The organism is Mesorhizobium sp. WSM3224 (genome assembly GCF_000427725.1).
Classification (GTDB): domain Bacteria; phylum Pseudomonadota; class Alphaproteobacteria; order Rhizobiales; family Rhizobiaceae; genus Mesorhizobium.
The window spans coordinates 64,562-79,460 of record NZ_ATYO01000031.1; the positions used below are offsets into that span (position 1 = coordinate 64,562).

Annotated in this window: 14 protein-coding genes and 2 pseudogenes; 9 read left to right on the top strand and 7 right to left on the bottom strand. The window is 65.5% G+C overall.

The window, feature by feature from the left end:
* Positions 1–45 precede the first annotated feature (45 nt).
* The gene (locus YU3_RS0129665) at positions 46–1,293 is read right to left on the bottom strand and encodes an RNA polymerase sigma factor (RefSeq protein ID WP_027169626.1); all 1,248 of its coding nucleotides are present in this window, start codon (positions 1,291–1,293) and stop codon (positions 46–48) included.
* Positions 1,294–1,305: 12 nt separating this feature from the next.
* A complete protein-coding gene (locus YU3_RS0129670) occupies positions 1,306–1,671 on the bottom strand; it encodes a YciI family protein (RefSeq protein ID WP_027169627.1) in 366 nt (121 codons plus the stop codon).
* 307 nt (positions 1,672–1,978) lie between these two features.
* On the opposite strand from YU3_RS0129670, the gene YU3_RS0129675 reads away from it, so the two are divergent.
* The 3 genes from YU3_RS0129675 to YU3_RS39855 all read left to right on the top strand — a co-directional run bounded on the left by YU3_RS0129675 (position 1,979) and on the right by YU3_RS39855 (position 5,670).
* Positions 1,979–2,938, top strand: a complete 960-nt coding sequence (locus YU3_RS0129675; RefSeq protein WP_027169628.1) for a TAXI family TRAP transporter solute-binding subunit — start codon at positions 1,979–1,981, stop codon at positions 2,936–2,938.
* A 231-nt stretch (positions 2,939–3,169) separates the two neighbouring features.
* The gene (locus YU3_RS0129680; protein ID WP_027169629.1) at positions 3,170–5,296 is read left to right on the top strand and encodes a TRAP transporter permease; all 2,127 of its coding nucleotides are present in this window, start codon (positions 3,170–3,172) and stop codon (positions 5,294–5,296) included.
* Positions 5,293–5,670 carry a DUF1850 domain-containing protein gene (locus tag YU3_RS39855; protein ID WP_084508407.1) on the top strand — a complete coding sequence of 126 codons (378 nt, stop codon included), beginning with the start codon at positions 5,293–5,295 and terminating at the stop codon, positions 5,668–5,670. Before YU3_RS0129680 ends, YU3_RS39855 begins: the two co-directional genes overlap by 4 nt.
* A 44-nt stretch (positions 5,671–5,714) precedes the next feature.
* Here YU3_RS39855 and YU3_RS37735 read toward each other — a convergent pair.
* The 4 genes and pseudogenes from YU3_RS37735 to YU3_RS40880 form a co-directional block, all read right to left on the bottom strand.
* A pseudogene (locus tag YU3_RS37735) lies at positions 5,715–7,307 on the bottom strand (DUF4166 domain-containing protein); the annotation flags it as partial.
* Between the two features lie 76 nt (positions 7,308–7,383).
* On the bottom strand, positions 7,384–7,812 hold the full coding sequence (locus YU3_RS0129690) for a thiol-disulfide oxidoreductase DCC family protein (RefSeq protein ID WP_027169630.1): 429 nt from the start codon (positions 7,810–7,812) through the stop codon (positions 7,384–7,386).
* A gap of 84 nt (positions 7,813–7,896) precedes the next feature.
* On the bottom strand, positions 7,897–8,022 hold the full coding sequence (locus YU3_RS42175; protein WP_280798312.1) for a hypothetical protein: 126 nt from the start codon (positions 8,020–8,022) through the stop codon (positions 7,897–7,899).
* A 2-nt stretch (positions 8,023–8,024) separates the two neighbouring features.
* Positions 8,025–8,171 (bottom strand): hypothetical protein, encoded by a 147-nt coding sequence (locus YU3_RS40880; protein WP_140545780.1) that lies wholly within the window; start codon positions 8,169–8,171, stop codon positions 8,025–8,027.
* 391 nt (positions 8,172–8,562) lie between these two features.
* On the opposite strand from YU3_RS40880, the gene YU3_RS0129705 reads away from it, so the two are divergent.
* The 3 genes from YU3_RS0129705 (at position 8,563) to ligD (ending at position 12,628) form a co-directional block, all read left to right on the top strand.
* Positions 8,563–9,066 carry a ferritin-like domain-containing protein gene (locus YU3_RS0129705; RefSeq protein ID WP_027169631.1) on the top strand — a complete coding sequence of 168 codons (504 nt, stop codon included), beginning with the start codon at positions 8,563–8,565 and terminating at the stop codon, positions 9,064–9,066.
* Between the two features lie 166 nt (positions 9,067–9,232).
* Entirely contained in the window at positions 9,233–10,099 is an 867-nt protein-coding gene (locus tag YU3_RS0129710) for a Ku protein (RefSeq protein WP_027169632.1), read from the top strand.
* Between the two features lie 12 nt (positions 10,100–10,111).
* Positions 10,112–12,628: a DNA ligase D gene (gene ligD / locus YU3_RS0129715; RefSeq protein WP_027169633.1), complete on the top strand. Its 2,517-nt coding sequence runs from the start codon at positions 10,112–10,114 to the stop codon at positions 12,626–12,628.
* Positions 12,629–12,854: 226 nt separating this feature from the next.
* Here the strand turns inward: ligD and YU3_RS0129720 are convergent, their stop codons facing one another.
* The gene (locus YU3_RS0129720) at positions 12,855–13,529 is read right to left on the bottom strand and encodes a winged helix-turn-helix domain-containing protein (protein ID WP_027169634.1); all 675 of its coding nucleotides are present in this window, start codon (positions 13,527–13,529) and stop codon (positions 12,855–12,857) included.
* A 171-nt stretch (positions 13,530–13,700) separates the two neighbouring features.
* On the opposite strand from YU3_RS0129720, the gene YU3_RS0129725 reads away from it, so the two are divergent.
* The 3 genes and pseudogenes from YU3_RS0129725 to YU3_RS41540 all read left to right on the top strand — a co-directional run.
* A complete protein-coding gene (locus YU3_RS0129725) occupies positions 13,701–14,039 on the top strand; it encodes an NIPSNAP family protein (RefSeq protein ID WP_027169635.1) in 339 nt (112 codons plus the stop codon).
* Between the two features lie 85 nt (positions 14,040–14,124).
* Positions 14,125–14,469, top strand: coding sequence for an antibiotic biosynthesis monooxygenase (locus tag YU3_RS0129730; RefSeq protein WP_027169636.1), 345 nt, complete (start codon positions 14,125–14,127; stop codon positions 14,467–14,469).
* Between the two features lie 248 nt (positions 14,470–14,717).
* Positions 14,718–14,899: pseudogene (locus tag YU3_RS41540) on the top strand (IS110 family transposase); the annotation flags it as partial.

The following is a 14,899-nucleotide window of genomic DNA, read 5'->3' on the forward strand; positions in this document are numbered from 1 at the left end:
GCCTCGGAGATTGGGGAGGCTTCAGCCAATCTCCCTGGCATTGCTCTAATTCCTGGCGAGCTTCGCCTTCTCGCCTTGCAGGAAACGCCGCAGGGCCGGATCGCGCTCGAGGCCGATCGCCTGGTCGTAGGCCTCGGCGGCATGCTTGATATTGCCGAGCCTGGCCAGCAGGCCGGCTCGAGCGGCCCAATAGGGCTGGTAGTCCTGCAGGCGCTTGTCGTCGCCCAGCACGTAAAGCGCCGCCAATCCAGCCGGCGCGCCCTCGGTTTCGGCGATCGCCACCGCGCGGTTGATCGCCACCACCGGTGAGCCGGCCACGGCCTGCAGCGCGTCGTAAAGCTGGCGGATCGCCGCCCAGTCCGTGCCGCTGCCGCGCCGGCGCGCCGTATGGGCGGACTGCACGGCGGCCTCCAGCTGGTAGCGGCCGATGATTTCCCTTTGCGCGGCGCGCACAAGCAAGGCTTCCGCCTCGTCGATCAAGCCATCGTCCCAAAGCGCGATATCCTGCTCGGCCAGCGGCACGAAGTCTCCTTCCGGGCCACGCCTCGCCGAGCGGCGCGCCTCGGCGAAAAGCATCAGCGCCAGCAATCCGAGCGCCTCCGGCTCGTCGGGCATCAGCGAGGCGACCAGCCGGCCGAGCCAGATGCCTTCGGTGGCGAGGTTTCGGCGCCGGCTGTCGGTGCCGGTCGGGTCCGACCAGCCCTCGGCGAAGGTGGCGTAGATCGCTTCCAGCACGGCGCCCAGCCGGTCGCCGAGTTCCGCCTGCTCCGGCACGCGGAACGGGATGCCGGTTTCGCGGATGCGCGCCTTGGCCCGCACCAGCCGCTGGCCCATCGTCGCCGGCGATACCAGGAAGGCCGAGGCGATCGTCGCGGCATCGAAGCCGAGGATCGTCTGCAGGATCAGCGGCGCCCGCACGCTCGGCTCGATCGCCGGATGGGCGCAGGCAAACATCAGCCGCAACCTGTCGTCGGGCAGGTCCCCGCCGCTCATGCGCGCCTCCATTTCTTCGGCGATCAGCTTCAGGTGATCGCGGGCCGCCTCGCCGGTCAGCCGCCGCCGCACGGCGTCCACGTCGCGCCGGCGCGCCACCGCCAGCAGCCACGCCTCGGGCTGCGACGGCACGCCGGCTCGCGGCCAGCGTTCGAGCGCGGCCGCGAAGGCGTCGGCCAGCGCGTCCTCGGCGCCGGCGACGTCGCGCGTGCGGGCCGCGAGCCAGGCGACCAGCTTGCCGTAGCTGTGCCGGGCGGCCGCTTCGGCCGCCGCCCGCGCGATCTCCGAGCGATCATCCATCACAGGGGCTCGCTACGCGGTTGCGTACTCGACCATTTCCCAGATCGGCCGCACCTCGACCGTGCCGCTGCTCGCCGCCGGGCAGCGCGCCGCCCATTCGATGGCCGTGTCGATATCGGCCGCCTCGATCATGTAGAAGCCGGCGAGCTGCTCCTTGGTGTCGGCATAGGGACCGTCGAGCACATTGGTCTTGCCGCCGGCCAGCCGCACCGAGGTGGATGCCTGGGTCGGGCGCAGCCTGTCGCCGGCGAGCCAGGCGCCGGATTTCTTCAGCGCCTCGGTATAGGCGCCGTAGGCCGCGAGGACCTGCTGGGTCTGCTCTTTCGGAACGCTCGCCATCGCAGCTTCATCATTGTAGATCAAAAGCATGTATCGCATGGTCTTCTCCCGTTTTACTGAAGGCCGCATCGTCGCGTGCCGACCCATGTCGTGCGGCATCGACCGATTTCGACAGGCGCCGCGAAAATCTTTCGTCCCCAAAGCAAGCGAGCGCAAGCCGGCGCTTTTCGCCGCCACTCAACCGTTCGTCGAGACCGTGATCCCGAAAAGTGGATTCCGGGTTTTGGAAAAGGTCATGGTCAAACAGAAAGGCATGCAATTGCGGGTTGGCATTTGGCTCCCCCGGTCTAAACTCACGAGCTTCGCGCCGGGGAGGCGGCGTGACCGTTCAGGAGGAGGAAACCATATGCTCGATTTCAGGACGAAATTTGTTGCCGCCGGCGCGCTGGCCTTGTCGCTCGGCCTCGGCGCCGTGTCGGCCGGGGCGCAGGAATTCATCAATGTGCTCACTGGCGGCACGTCCGGCGTCTACTATCCGCTCGGCGTCGCCCTGTCGGAGATTTACGGCAAGGGCATCGAGGGCTCGCACACCCAGGTTCAGGCGACCAAGGCCTCGGTCGAAAACCTCAACCTCCTGCAGCAGGGCAAGGGCGAGATCGCCTTTGCGCTCGGCGATTCGGTCAAGATGGCCGCCGAAGGCAACACGGAGGCCGGCTTCCCGGGCAAGCTCGACAAATTGCGCGGCATTGCCGCAATCTATCCCAATTACATCCAGATCGTCGCCAGCCAGGAGTCCGGCATCAAGACGCTTGCCGACCTCAAGGGCAAGAGCCTTTCGGTCGGCGCGCCGGCTTCGGGCACCGAGCTCAACGCACGCGCCATCTTCGCCGCCGCCGGCCTCAAATACGAAGATCTCGGACGGGTCGAACACCTGCCCTTCGCCGAGTCGGTCGAGCTGATCAAGAACCGGCAGCTCGACGCCACCTTGCAGTCCGCCGGCCTCGGCGTCGCCTCCATCCGCGACCTCGCGACCTCGGTTCCGATCAACGTCGTCGCCGTGCCGGCCGAGGATGTCGCCAAGATCGGCGCGCCTTATCTTTCCGTGATCATCCCGAAGGGCACCTATGAGGGCCAGACGGAAGACGTGGCGACCGCCGCCGTCGGTAATTTCCTGATCACCCGCGCCGACGTCTCCGACGACACCGCCTATCAGATGACCAAGCTGTTGTTCGAGCATCTCGACCAGCTCGCCGCAGCGCATGCCGCGGCCAAGGCGATCGATCCGGCCAAGGCGCTGGACGGCATGCCGGTGGCGCTGCATCCCGGCGCGGAGAAGTACTACAGGGAAAAAGGGCTCATGAAGTAAGGGAGGGTGGCGACAATCGGAGATGTCTTCGCCAGGCACCCCCCTCTGTCCTGCCGGACATCTCCCCCTCAAGGGGGGAGATTGGCTACCATCGCGGCTTTCGCAAATCGCCAACGTCGCAGATGAAACACCGGCGCCCGAGCTGCCGATCTCCCCCCTTGCGGGGGAGATGCCCGGCAGGGCAGAGGGGGGCGTCTCGCACTGCCATTCGCTCATCCTGGAGCGCGTCGGATGAGCGAAGCAGCGTCTGGAACAACGACCGACGGCAACCCGGCCACTTTCCATCTCCCCGTCGTCGAAGAACAGGTCGAAGGCCTGCCTCCGGGTTTCGGCGAAGGCCTCGCCGGCAAGGCGGCGTTCCTGATCGCCGTCGCTTTCTCCGTTTTCCAGATCTACATCGCCGCCTATGGCAGCCTGCCCAGCCAGGTGGTGCGGGCCATGCATGTCGGCTTCCTGCTGCTGCTCGGCTTCGGCCTGATCGCCAATCTGCGCGCCAGGAGCGCCGCGGCGAAGGCGGCCTTCTGGGTGCTCGGCGGGCTCGGCTTCGGCACCGGCCTCTACAACTGGGTCTTCTACGCCGACCTCATCCGCCGCTCCGGCTTCCTGACCACGCCCGACCTGATCGTCGGCGCGCTGCTGGTGGCGCTCGTCTTCGAAGCGGCAAGGCGGCTGATGGGCCTGCCGCTGGCGGTCATCGCCTTCATCTTCCTCGCCTATTGCTTCGTCGGCAATCACCTGCCGCCGCCCTTCATCCATCGCGGCTATGATTTCGCCCAGCTGGTCGAGACATTCGCCTACGGCACCGAAGGCATATACGGCACGCCAGTCTATGTTTCGGCCGCTTACATCTTCATCTTCGTCGTCTTTGCCGCCTTTCTCGAACGCGCCGGCATGATCGCGCTGTTCAACGATTTCGCGCTCGGCCTCGTCGGTTCATGGCGCGGCGGCCCGGCCCAGGTCTGCGTGCTCTCCTCCGCGCTGATGGGCACCATCTCCGGTTCGGGCGTCGCCAATGTCGTCGCCAGCGGCCAGTTCACCATCCCGCTGATGAAGCGCTTCGGCTTCCGCGCCGCCTTCGCCGGCGCCGTCGAGGCGACGTCCTCGATGGGCGGCCAGATCATGCCGCCGGTGATGGGCGCCGTCGCCTTCATCATGGCCGAGACGCTGAACATCCCCTATGCCGAGGTGGTCAAGGCGGCGATCATCCCGGCGCTGCTCTATTTCGGCGCCTGCTTCTGGCAGGTGCATCTCGAGGCCGGCAAGGCCGGCCTGCACGGGATGTCCAAGGCGGAGCTCCCCAATCCCTGGGAAGCGGTCAAAAAGCACTGGCCGCTGGTGCTGCCGCTTGCCGTGCTGGTCTATCTGCTGTTTGCCGGCTACACGCCGGTCTTCGCCGGCACCATGGGCCTGGCGCTGACCATCGTGCTCATCCTCGGCACGCCGCTGGCGGCCTTGATCGGTCCATTTGCTTTCCGCGTTGTCTTCTGGCTGGCGCTCGGGCTTGCCGCGGCGTCGTTCATGCGCTTTGGCGTCAATGTCCTCAGCCTGGTCATTGCCGCGCTTGTCATCGCCTGCCTCGCCTTCAAGGGCGGCCGCGAGACGCTGCGCATCTGTGTCGACTCGCTTGCCGAGGGCGCCAAGAACGCGCTGCCGGTCGGTATCGCCTGCGCCATCGTCGGCATCGTCATCGGCACGCTGACGCTGACCGGCATCGCCTCCACCTTCATCGGCTGGATCATCTCCATCGGCGAGGACAATTTATTCCTGTCGCTGGTGCTGACCATGCTGACCTGCCTGGTGCTCGGCATGGGCATTCCGACCATCCCCAATTACATCATCACCTCCTCGCTTGCCGGGCCGGCTTTGCTGTCGCTTGGCGTGCCGCTGGTGGTCAGCCACATGTTCGTCTTCTATTTCGGCATCATGGCGGACCTGACCCCGCCGGTGGCGCTCGCCGCCTTTGCCGCCGCGCCGATGGCGAAGGAAAGTGGCCTCAAGATCGGCATCCAGGCCACCAAACTCGCCATTGCCGGCTTCGTCGTGCCGTTCATGGCCGTCTACACGCCGGCCCTGATGCTGCAGGACGCGGGTCCGATCGCAGCTTCGTTCGGCTACCCCGTCGAGGTCGCCTATATCGTCGTCAAGGCCTGCATGGGCATCGTGCTCTGGGGCGCCGCGGCCGTCGGCTTCCTCGCCCGCCACATGGCCTGGTGGGAGCGGATCGTCGCTTTTGCCGCAGGCGTGCTGCTGGTGGCCGCATTGCCGCTCACCGACGAGACCGGCTGGGCGCTGGCGCTGGCGTGGATCGGCTGGCACTGCTGGCGTGCCCGCCGGCTGTCCACGGCCGGCACCGCATGAGCCTGTGTATCCTCGCCGCCGGCAAGACGGTGACGCTCGCCGTCGCCGCCTTCACGCTGTCCTGGACACATTCGGTGGAACGGACACGCTGGCAGGAAGATTGGGAAGTGTCGCCTGCCGGGCTGCAGGTCGTCGAAGCAAGGGTCAAGGGCTCCGGGGCCGGCATGGAACCCCCGGCGGGCTCGACGCTGCGGGGCGGCTGGTGGATCTATGCGCCGCGGATCGGACCCCAGCCGCGTCTGGTGCTGGCGGCGTCCGGCGCCACCAGGGAAGGCTGGACACTGTGCACGGCCGCGGGCTGCCGGGAACTGGGCGAGGTGGCCGGCGAACCCACCGTGCTCGAGCCCTGCGCCGGCTCCAGCCAGCCGCGATAGCGCACGATCAGCCCGGCGATCGGGTGCCATATCTCCACATGGAAGCGGAAGCGGCCGTCCTCCACGGTTTCGTACGAATTCGAGCGCGGGCAAAGCCACATCGGCAGCGGCAGGCCGAGAAAGCTCCAGCGGCGCAGCACGAGTGACAGGCGGTTCGCGCCGGCCACCAGCGCCATGGCGAAGGTGAGCGGCCCGAAGCCTTCGCAAAGCAGTCGCTCCGAGCGCCCGCGCCCGGCAAACTGCCGGCTGGAAAAGCTGTGTGTTCCGAAGGTCCGCGTCCAGGTCTCGCTACCCTTGTCGATGCCGAAGCGGACGCTGACCGGGACATCCGTCCCGGCTGCGGGGAAGCCGACAAGCCGCGCGGCAAGCCGGCTAAGAATACCGGCGCCACGTTCGATGCTGGCGCGGCCTTGCGCCGTTGCCGCTCCCTCATGCATGGCGCGGATTTCAGCCGGGAGGCTTTTCCAGGCATCGCCGAGCAGGCCGGGATAAAGACCCTCCCCTAGGTCGGTGTCGTCCCTGAAGCCGGTGTGGATCGCCTTGCCGGCGAACAGCGCTTCATAATCCTCCAGCTCGACATCGCGCACCGCCGCCCGCGCCCCTGCCTCGGGCATGCGGCCGTCGAGCGCCTTGCGGATGATCGCCTCGACCGCCATGGACGGGATCAGCGGCCCGTCGTCGCCTTCGGCCAAAAGGTGCCAGGATCGCCTGGCCGGCCTGCCGGCTTTGTCCGAGCCGTCGATCTCGACGAACATGCCGCCGCGATGCTCGCCCCATGACAGCCTGTTTGTCGCCCAATGCATCAGCCGCGCCAGCGGCGACAGCGAGCGGACGAGGCCGGCGCGGACCAGCCAGGCGAGCCCGATCAGCGCCCAATGCAGCACCTCCGGCACCGGCCCGGCGCCCATCCAGATCGTCCTGGCTTGCGGCCACAACGCCTGCAGCGCGCGCAGGTCAGGCACGTCGACCAGCGAGAACAGCGTATTGCGCACCGGTAAGTGTCCGGGCGGCGCGATCGTGTAGCGCATCTGCTCGGTCAGCGGACGGCCCTCGGCCGGTTTCCCATTCCGCATCAGAAGCACCGGTTGGCCGGCATAGCTTGCAATGGCGCGGATGACGTTTTCGCCAACGCCGGCGAAGGGCGACGGCGCGATGCCGCCACGGATAGTCTCGACACGCGCCATGCCGGTCGAAAGCCGCCGCACCACCGCCGCCGTCAGCACCGGGAAGCTCGACACGCCGGATAGCACCATGACGCCGGCCGCCCTGGCCGCCGGATCGAAGGCGGGCACCCCGGCGACGAATTCCGCGCCGTCGGCCAAGTCGAGATAATGGATGCTCGCGCCGATACAGGCCTCGATCAGCCGGTAGCGATCCTTGCCATAGGCCTGGAACGGACCACTGGCATCGACGACGATGTCGGGCAGCATGCCGGTGAGTTGCGCGCCAAGGTCGCCGTCGCGGTCGAACGTCGCCGGCACAAGCCGTGCTTTGGTGTTGCCTCGGCCCTTGCAGTAAGCCTCGGCCTTGCCGAACGAACGGCCGGCGACGAGCAATTCGAGGCGAGGCTCGTTCTCCATGAGTTGGACGATGCGTCCGCCGAAGGTGCCGTAGCCGCCGACGATCAGAAGCTTCATCCAAACCTCCCAAGCCAGCAATTCCAGGAAAAGTGCGCAGCAGTCTTCCGTCCGGAATTGCGTGGTAACAAATGCTCTAGCCGATCAGCCGTTGCCGCAGTTCAGCGGACGGGATCTCGCAACTGTCCTTCCGGCCGAACAGGGCGTAGCGGTTCTTGGCGACGCGATCATAGATCCAGTCGCGCAGCGGGCGCGGCAGGACGAGCAGCGCCTTCGCCGCCCGCCATGGCCAGCCGAGCGCGGCCATGACGGCGATGAAGCTGTCGAGGCGCGTGAAGGCGACACCGTCGATGATGGCGAGGTTGCTGTCGTAGTGGTCGGTCGGCAGGCCGTGCTCGCGAAACAGCGCCTCACCGAAAGGCGACTGCGCGGTGGCGAAGCGGAAGCGTTTTTTCCGATCGAGCCTGAAAATGAGCTGGACGAAGCCGGAGCAGAACACGCAGACGCCGTCGAAGACGATCAGCGGCTCATAGGCCTGGTGTGGGACGTTGGGACGTTCGGTCATTGGCGGCCCCGGCTGCTTGTGCCCCCAGTCACTAAGCTAGGGGACACTAGGCTGGGGTAGACACTAAGCCAGCCGCCGGCGGCGTCAAAGTCGCGGCGTTGTCGCACGCCAGTTGGCGGCAAGCGCAAGGCGCTCGACGCGATAGGTGGTGGCGCGCTGGTCGGCGGCCGGCCGGCAAATACGGCTGTGGTGGGCTTGTTCGCCGGTCATGGTCAGTTCGCGCCGACGCCGAGCGAGTTGCCGCGGCGCGCACAGGCCGGGCCCGGGCCGCGCATGTAATAGCGCTCCGGCCGATAGGTCGGCGCGACGAATTCGCGAATGGCGGCGGCGTAGCCGGCGATGTGGTTCCAGAAGTTCATTTTACCTGTCCCTGTCCCGCTTTCGGATGTCCCGTCCGATTGTTGGGGAGCATAGCGTCGAGGCGTGAATAGTCGGTGAACGTGATGTTAATTTCTGGTCCGAAAGTCGTTGCATCGTGGCTGGATTGCGGCTGATTCGGGGTCTTTCGGTGCCTTTCGTCGCGTTTCCGTCTCGTGTGACTTTTGCATCACATATGTTTCGTTCCGATGTCGCTTCGCCGCGCTTCTGTTTCACGTACGTCCGATGACAGGGAATTTCCTTTCGCGCGCCCGGGCCGGCAGGAACCTGCCACAGGTGACGGCGTTGACCGGACAAGGCCGGGGTGAACCCGGCCATGTTGCCCGGCCGCGCAACTTCCCGACAATGCGAAAACATGGAAAGGCAACCGCCATGGGCTTCTTTTCGAAGGACATCAAGACGCTGGACGATCTCTTCATCCACACGCTGCGCGACATCTATTACGCCGAGAAGCAGATCGAGAAATCGCTGCCGAAGATGATCGGCAAGGCGACCGATCCGCTATTGAAAGCCGGCTTCGAGAAGCATCTCACGCAGACCAAGGGTCACATCGAACGGGTCGAGCAGGTGTTCGAGCTGCTTGGCGTCAAGGCCAAGACCGTCAACTGCCCGGCGATCGACGGCATCCTCGAGGAGGCCGATGAAGTGAGCGGCGATGTCGACGACAAGGACGTCCTCGATGCCGCGCTGATCGCCTCGGCACAGGCCGTCGAGCACTATGAGATGACCCGCTACGGCACGCTGATAGCCTGGGCCAGGCAGCTCGGCCGCAGCGACTGCGCCAATGTGCTTGCCAAGAACCTCAAGCAGGGGCAGGCCACCGATCGCAAGCTCACCGAAATCGCCGAAACCAGGATCAACCTGCAAGCCGCCTGACAGGTCGGCAAGCCGCCTGACAGGTCGGGCAAGCTGCCTGACAGGTCGGGCAAGCTGCCTGACAGGTCGGCAGGCCGCCGAATAAGGGACGTCCCCGCCGGTCCGCCCGGAACCCAAGCCAGCCGCCATCCGTTGCGATTGAGATCGCATCGCGCAGGAGTTCGCAATGGCACTACGCCCGGCCTGGAAAGGCTATCTCAAACTGTCGCTGGTCACCTGCGCCATCGAGCTGACCAACGTCGTCACCCATGCCGAGAAAGTCTCGTTCCGCATCCTCAATCGCAAGACCGGCAACACCGTCAAACGCATCTATGTCGACGCCGAAACCGGCAAGCCGTTGGAGGAAGGCGACGAGATCAAGGGTTACGAGGTGAGCGACGGCGAATTCGTCCATATCGAGGAGGACGAGATCGAGGCGGTGCAGATCGAGTCCTCGCACACGATGAACCTTGACGGCTTCGTCGAGAAAGCCTCGATCGAGCAAGTCTATCTCGACACGCCCTATTACGTCTCGCCGGCGGACGAAGTGTCGGAAGAGGCCTTCGCCGTCATCCGCGACGCGATGGCGGCCAGGAAGATGGCCGGGCTGGCGCGCATCGTGCTCTATCAACGCGAACGCCCGGTGGTGATCGAGCCGCTCGGCAAGGGCATGGTGCTGACCACTTTGCGTTACGACGACACGGTGCGCCAGCCGAACACGGTCTTCGACGAGATCAAGGCGACCAAGACCGATGATGAGATGATCGACCTTGCCCAGCACATCATCAGCCAAAAAAAGACGAAGTTCGATCCCTCGAAATTCGACGATCGCTACGAGGACGCGCTGCTCGAGCTGATCCGCGCCAAGAAGGCCGGCAGGAAGGCGCCCAAGGCCAAGGCGCCGCCGAAGCCGTCCAATGTCGTCAATTTGTTCGACGCGCTGAAGAAGAGCCTGAACGCGGAGGGCGGCGCCAAGCCCGGCAAATCCTCGTCAAAGGCGCCATCAAGGCGCGCGAAGGCCAAAGCTTCCGCGCCCAAGCGCAAATCCGCATAGGAGCACGCCGTCATGGCCAGCCTCGAACAATATCATGCCAAGCGCGATTTCAGGAAAACCGCCGAGCCGGCCGGCAAGGTCGGCAGGCAAAAGCAGGCCGGCGGTATCTTCGTCGTCCAGAACCACGCCGCCACGCGGCTCCACTATGATTTCCGGCTGGAGCATGACGGGGTGCTGTGGAGCTGGGCGGTAACGCGCGGCCCGAGCCTCGATCCGCATGAGAAGCGGCTGGCCGTGCATGTCGAGGACCACCCGATCGACTATGCCTCCTTCGAGGGCACCATTCCGAAGGGCGAGTATGGCGGCGGCTCGGTCATCGTCTGGGACGATGGCAAATGGATTCCGGAAGGCGATCCCGCCGAAGGCATGAAGAAAGGCCATATCGGTTTCGAGCTCCAAGGCTACAAGCTGCATGGCCGCTGGCATCTGGTCAGGCTGAAGCCCCGTCGCGGCGAAAAGCGCGACAACTGGTTGCTGATCAAGTCGGACGACGCGGCCGCTCGCCCCGGCGAGGATATCCTCAAGGAAGAGCCGAAATCGGTGAAGTCGGGCCTCACCATCGAGGAGGTCGGCGAAGGCAAGGCGGCAAAAGGCGAGAAGCCGAAAGTCTGGCATTCCGACAAACCGGCCGCTCCCAAGGCAAAGTCCGGGCGCGCCAGGCGCCTGGAGTTCATCGAGCCGCAACTGGCGACACTGGAGAAGGACGCGCCGTCCGGCGACGACTGGCTGCACGAAGTGAAATTCGACGGCTACCGCATGCAGGCGCAGATCGCGGGCAGCGAGGTCAGGCTGCTCACCCGCGCCGGCCTTGACTGGACGGAAAAATTCGACGGCCCGGTCACGGCGGCGCTTGCCGGGCTGAAATGCCGCGACGCCATCATCGACGGCGAGGTCGTGGTGCTGGCCGACAGCGGCACGTCGTCCTTTCCGTTGCTGCAGGCGGACCTGTCGGCCCGCCGCGCCGACCGCTTCATCTATTATGTCTTCGACCTGATGCGGCTCGATGGCCAGGATTTGCGCCGCGAGCCGCTGGTCGAACGCAAGCAGGCCCTTGCCGAACTGCTGGGCGAGCAGCCGGAAAATTCGGCGCTGCGCTTCTCCGATCATTTCCACGAACCGGGCAAGGTGATGCTGCAGCATGTCTGCCGCATGGGTCTGGAAGGGGTGGTGTCGAAGCGCGCCGACGCGCCTTACCGCAGCGGGCGGGGGCTGTCCTGGATCAAGTCGAAATGCACGCAGCGCCAGGAATTCGTCATCGGCGGCTATCTGCCTTCGGACAAGACAGGGCGCGGCGTGCGCTCGCTGCTGGTCGGCTTCAATGAAGGCGGCAAGCTGCATTACGCCGGCCGCGTCGGCACCGGCTTTTCCGGCAAGGTGATGACGGATTTGAAAAAGAAGCTCGAAGGGCTTACGGCGAAGGAGTCGCCCTTCTCGGCCGCGGTGCCCAAGGGCAAGGGCCTCACCTTCGTCAAGCCCAAACTTGTCGGCGAAGTGGAGTTCCGCAGCTGGACATCCGACCGTATAATCCGCCACGCCTCGTTCCAGGGATTGCGCGAGGACAAGCCGGCGGAGGAAGTCGTGCAGGAACAGCCGAAGAAAGCCGCTGCCAAGGCCGAGAGCGGCGCGAAGGCGAGGAGTGACAAGGCGGCGAAGGCCGCCTCGTCCGGATCCGCCGGGACCTCGATAAAGCTCTCGCACCCCGACAAGCTGCTGTGGCCCGACGAAAAGGTCTCCAAGCAGGACCTGCTCGATCACTATGCGCTGGTCTGGCCGCGCATGGAGCAATTCGTCATCAACCGGCCGCTGAGCCTGGTGCGCGCGCCGGACGGCATCCACGGCCAGCGCTTCTTCCAGAAACACGCCTCGCCCGGCATGAGCGACAAGATCGCGCGGATGAAGGATCCGACCGACGGCGAGGAAATCCTGTTCATCAAGGATTTCGACGGGCTTGCCGCGCTTGTCCAATACGGCGTCGTCGAGGTCCATATCTGGGGCTCGACCATCGAGGAGCTGGCAAAGCCGGACCAGATCATTTTCGACCTCGACCCGGACGAAGGCGTCGACGTCGGCAAGGTGCGCCAGGCCGCGCTCGACATCCACAAGCAGCTCGACGAATTGTCCCTGCCCAATCTGGTCAAGACCTCCGGCGGCAAGGGCTATCACGTGCTGGTGCCGCTGAAGCCGTCGGCGGACTGGGACGCGGTCAAGGGCTTTGCCCATGACTTCGCCCGCGCCCTGGAACAAGCCGTGCCCAACCGCTACACGGCGACGCTGTCGAAGAAGGCGCGGACCGGAAAAATCTTCGTCGACTACCTGCGCAACAGCCGCGGCGCGACCACGGTCGCGCCCTACTCGTCGCGCGCCAAGAAGGGCGCTACGGTGTCGATGCCGGTGGCCTGGGCGGAGCTTGAAAAGGGCCTCGCGCCGAATGCCTTCCCGCTCGGCGACGTGACGACGCTGAGCGAGTTGAAGAAGGCCGATCCTTGGAAGGATTTCTTCAAGCTGGGGAAGGTGCTGAAGCGGGGATAGGTGGCCAGGAAATCAGCCACGCCGCGTTCCTTCACGCCCCCCTCTGTCCTGCCGGACATCTCCCCCTCAAGGGGGGAGATTGGCAGCTTGGGCGCTGCGCTCTCCCTAACGTCGAAGATTGGCGAAAGTCGGCGTGACATCGATCTCCCCCCTTGAGGGGGAGATGCCCGGCAGGGCAGAGAGGGGCGCCTCGCGCCAACCTTGCGAGGGTACGTTGCGCGCACCACTACGCCAGAAACACCTTCTCAAACTCCCGCTTCCCTCCGGGCGAGAACAGCACGGCGCGGCTGTCTTTCTCGCGCCGCGCCCATTTCTCGGCGATGATCTTGTCGAGGATGGCCGCGCCTAGCGTGCCGGCGAGATGCGAGCGCCGCACGCTCCAGTCGAGGCAGGCGCGGCATACCGGCCGCCGCGCCTTGGCAGGGATCTCGATGCCGAGCGCGGAAAAATGCGAGGCGCCGGATGACGAGAGCCGGATCTCGCTGTCGTCGCGCAGCAAAAGTTTTCTGTCGAAGAGCCGGTCGAGCATCGCCACCGCCTGTTCGCCGGCCAGATGATCGTAGCACACCCGCGCCACGCGCATGGCCGCGTCGCGCGGGCCGGGCCGCACCCGCTTCGGACCGACGGCCTCGGCGACGCCGATGATCGCCTCGATCATGCTCGCCACCTGCGCGCTGGCGAGGCCGTAATAGCGATGGCGGCCCTGGCTGGCCAAAGTCAGCAGCCCGCCATCCATGAGCTTCGACAGATGCGAGGAAGCGGTTGGCAGCGACACGCCGGCCTCCAGCGCCAGTTCCGAGGCGGTCAGCGCCGTGCCGCCCATCAGCGCGTTCAGCATGTTGGCGCGGGCCGGGTCGCCGACCAGGCTGGCGATGCGGGCGATATCGGGTCCTTCACGCATGGTTCGATCCTCATCGAAGCATTCCTGCAAGGGAAGCACTATTCTGGGGCGAGCTCAAGCAGTCCGGGCAAACCCTCCTGACAGGAGAATGCCTAGCACACCGACGCAAGCGATGCTTCGACCGCGGTCGAACCGTGGTCGTCCGAAAGCCAACCGACCAGGAGACACAAAATGACCATCACCTGCTTCATCCGCTACGAGATCGACCCGTTCGGCAAGGCGGCCTTCGAGCAATATGCGCGGGCCTGGGGCCAGGCCATTCCGCGCTGCGGCGCCGACCTGATCGGCTACTACGCGCCGCATGAAGGCTCGGCCACTACCGCTTACGCCGTCTACAGCATCGAGAGCCTCGCGGCCTACGAAGCCTACCGCGCGCGGCTTGCCTCCGACCCGGCCGGTAAGGCAAATTACGAGTTTGCCAGGCGCGAGAAGTTCATCCTCAAGGAGGACCGCGTCTTCCTGAAGCAGGTGTCGGGGCCGCACGGCCCGAGGCAGGTCTTCCGCACCTGAAGCAATTCCAGGAAAAGTGTGCGTAGCGGTTTTCCGTCCGGAATTGCGTAGGAACAAACACAACGGTCAGGGAAGGGATAGAGGCATGATCGCAGTCATCTTCGAGGTCGAGCCGGCGGAGGGAAAGCGCGATGCCTATCTCAGCATCGCCGCCGAGCTTCGGCCGTTGCTCGACGGCATCGACGGCTTCATCTCGGTCGAACGCTTCCAGAGCCTCGTCGATCCCAAGCGGGTACTGTCGCTGTCCTTCTGGCGCGACGAGGAAGCGGTGAAAGCCTGGCGCAACACAGAGGAGCACCGCCAGGCGCAGCAGGCGGGACGCGGCGGTATCTTTGCCGGCTACCGTCTGCGCATCGCCCATGTCGTGCGCGATTACGGCATGGAAGAAAGGGCGGAGGCGCCGCAGGATAGCAGGGCGGTCAATGGGTAGGCGCGGTTTCCCCTTCTCCCCCTTGTGGGAGAAGGTGTCGCCGAAGGCGACGGATGAGGGGTGTTCCAGCTTGGCGATGCCGGAGGAGACGGCAAGGTTGCCAACGTCTCACTTCGCTGGAACACCCCTCATCCGTCTCGGCGCTGCGCGCCGATCCACCTTTCCCGCAAGATCCTATGAGGGCGTGGATGGCGGCGCGATGTTTCGCCAAGATTGGTTTTCCACCCACGCAACAAGGGAGAAGACCGATGTCGCATGACCAATCGAGTATCGCATCGAGCGCCGCCACCCGTGGCCATCATGGCGCAGTCACAGCCTCTTTGGAACTGAGCACAACGAAGTGGCTGGTGAGCGTGCAATCGCCGGGCAGCGAGCGGTTGTCGCGGCACGTGCTTGCCGCGGGCGATGTGGGCGGGCTTTTGGCGCTGTT

What these genes read in the sequence shown, in the direction of transcription:
- YU3_RS0129705 (WP_027169631.1), top strand. Translation starts at nt 8,563, where the DNA reads ATGGGCTTCTTTTCGAAGGACATCAAGACGCTGGACGATCTCTTCATC.
- ligD (WP_027169633.1), top strand. Translation starts at nt 10,112, where the DNA reads ATGGCCAGCCTCGAACAATATCATGCCAAGCGCGATTTCAGGAAAACC.
- YU3_RS39855 (WP_084508407.1), top strand. Translation starts at nt 5,293, where the DNA reads ATGAGCCTGTGTATCCTCGCCGCCGGCAAGACGGTGACGCTCGCCGTC.
- YU3_RS0129690 (WP_027169630.1), bottom strand. Translation starts at nt 7,812, where the DNA reads ATGACCGAACGTCCCAACGTCCCACACCAGGCCTATGAGCCGCTGATC.
- YU3_RS0129680 (WP_027169629.1), top strand. Translation starts at nt 3,170, where the DNA reads ATGAGCGAAGCAGCGTCTGGAACAACGACCGACGGCAACCCGGCCACT.
- YU3_RS0129665 (WP_027169626.1), bottom strand. Translation starts at nt 1,293, where the DNA reads ATGGATGATCGCTCGGAGATCGCGCGGGCGGCGGCCGAAGCGGCCGCC.
- YU3_RS42175 (WP_280798312.1), bottom strand. Translation starts at nt 8,022, where the DNA reads ATGACCGGCGAACAAGCCCACCACAGCCGTATTTGCCGGCCGGCCGCC.
- YU3_RS0129675 (WP_027169628.1), top strand. Translation starts at nt 1,979, where the DNA reads ATGCTCGATTTCAGGACGAAATTTGTTGCCGCCGGCGCGCTGGCCTTG.
- YU3_RS40880 (WP_140545780.1), bottom strand. Translation starts at nt 8,171, where the DNA reads ATGAACTTCTGGAACCACATCGCCGGCTACGCCGCCGCCATTCGCGAA.
- YU3_RS0129670 (WP_027169627.1), bottom strand. Translation starts at nt 1,671, where the DNA reads ATGCGATACATGCTTTTGATCTACAATGATGAAGCTGCGATGGCGAGC.
- YU3_RS0129720 (WP_027169634.1), bottom strand. Translation starts at nt 13,529, where the DNA reads ATGCGTGAAGGACCCGATATCGCCCGCATCGCCAGCCTGGTCGGCGAC.
- YU3_RS0129710 (WP_027169632.1), top strand. Translation starts at nt 9,233, where the DNA reads ATGGCACTACGCCCGGCCTGGAAAGGCTATCTCAAACTGTCGCTGGTC.
- YU3_RS0129725 (WP_027169635.1), top strand. Translation starts at nt 13,701, where the DNA reads ATGACCATCACCTGCTTCATCCGCTACGAGATCGACCCGTTCGGCAAG.
- YU3_RS0129730 (WP_027169636.1), top strand. Translation starts at nt 14,125, where the DNA reads ATGATCGCAGTCATCTTCGAGGTCGAGCCGGCGGAGGGAAAGCGCGAT.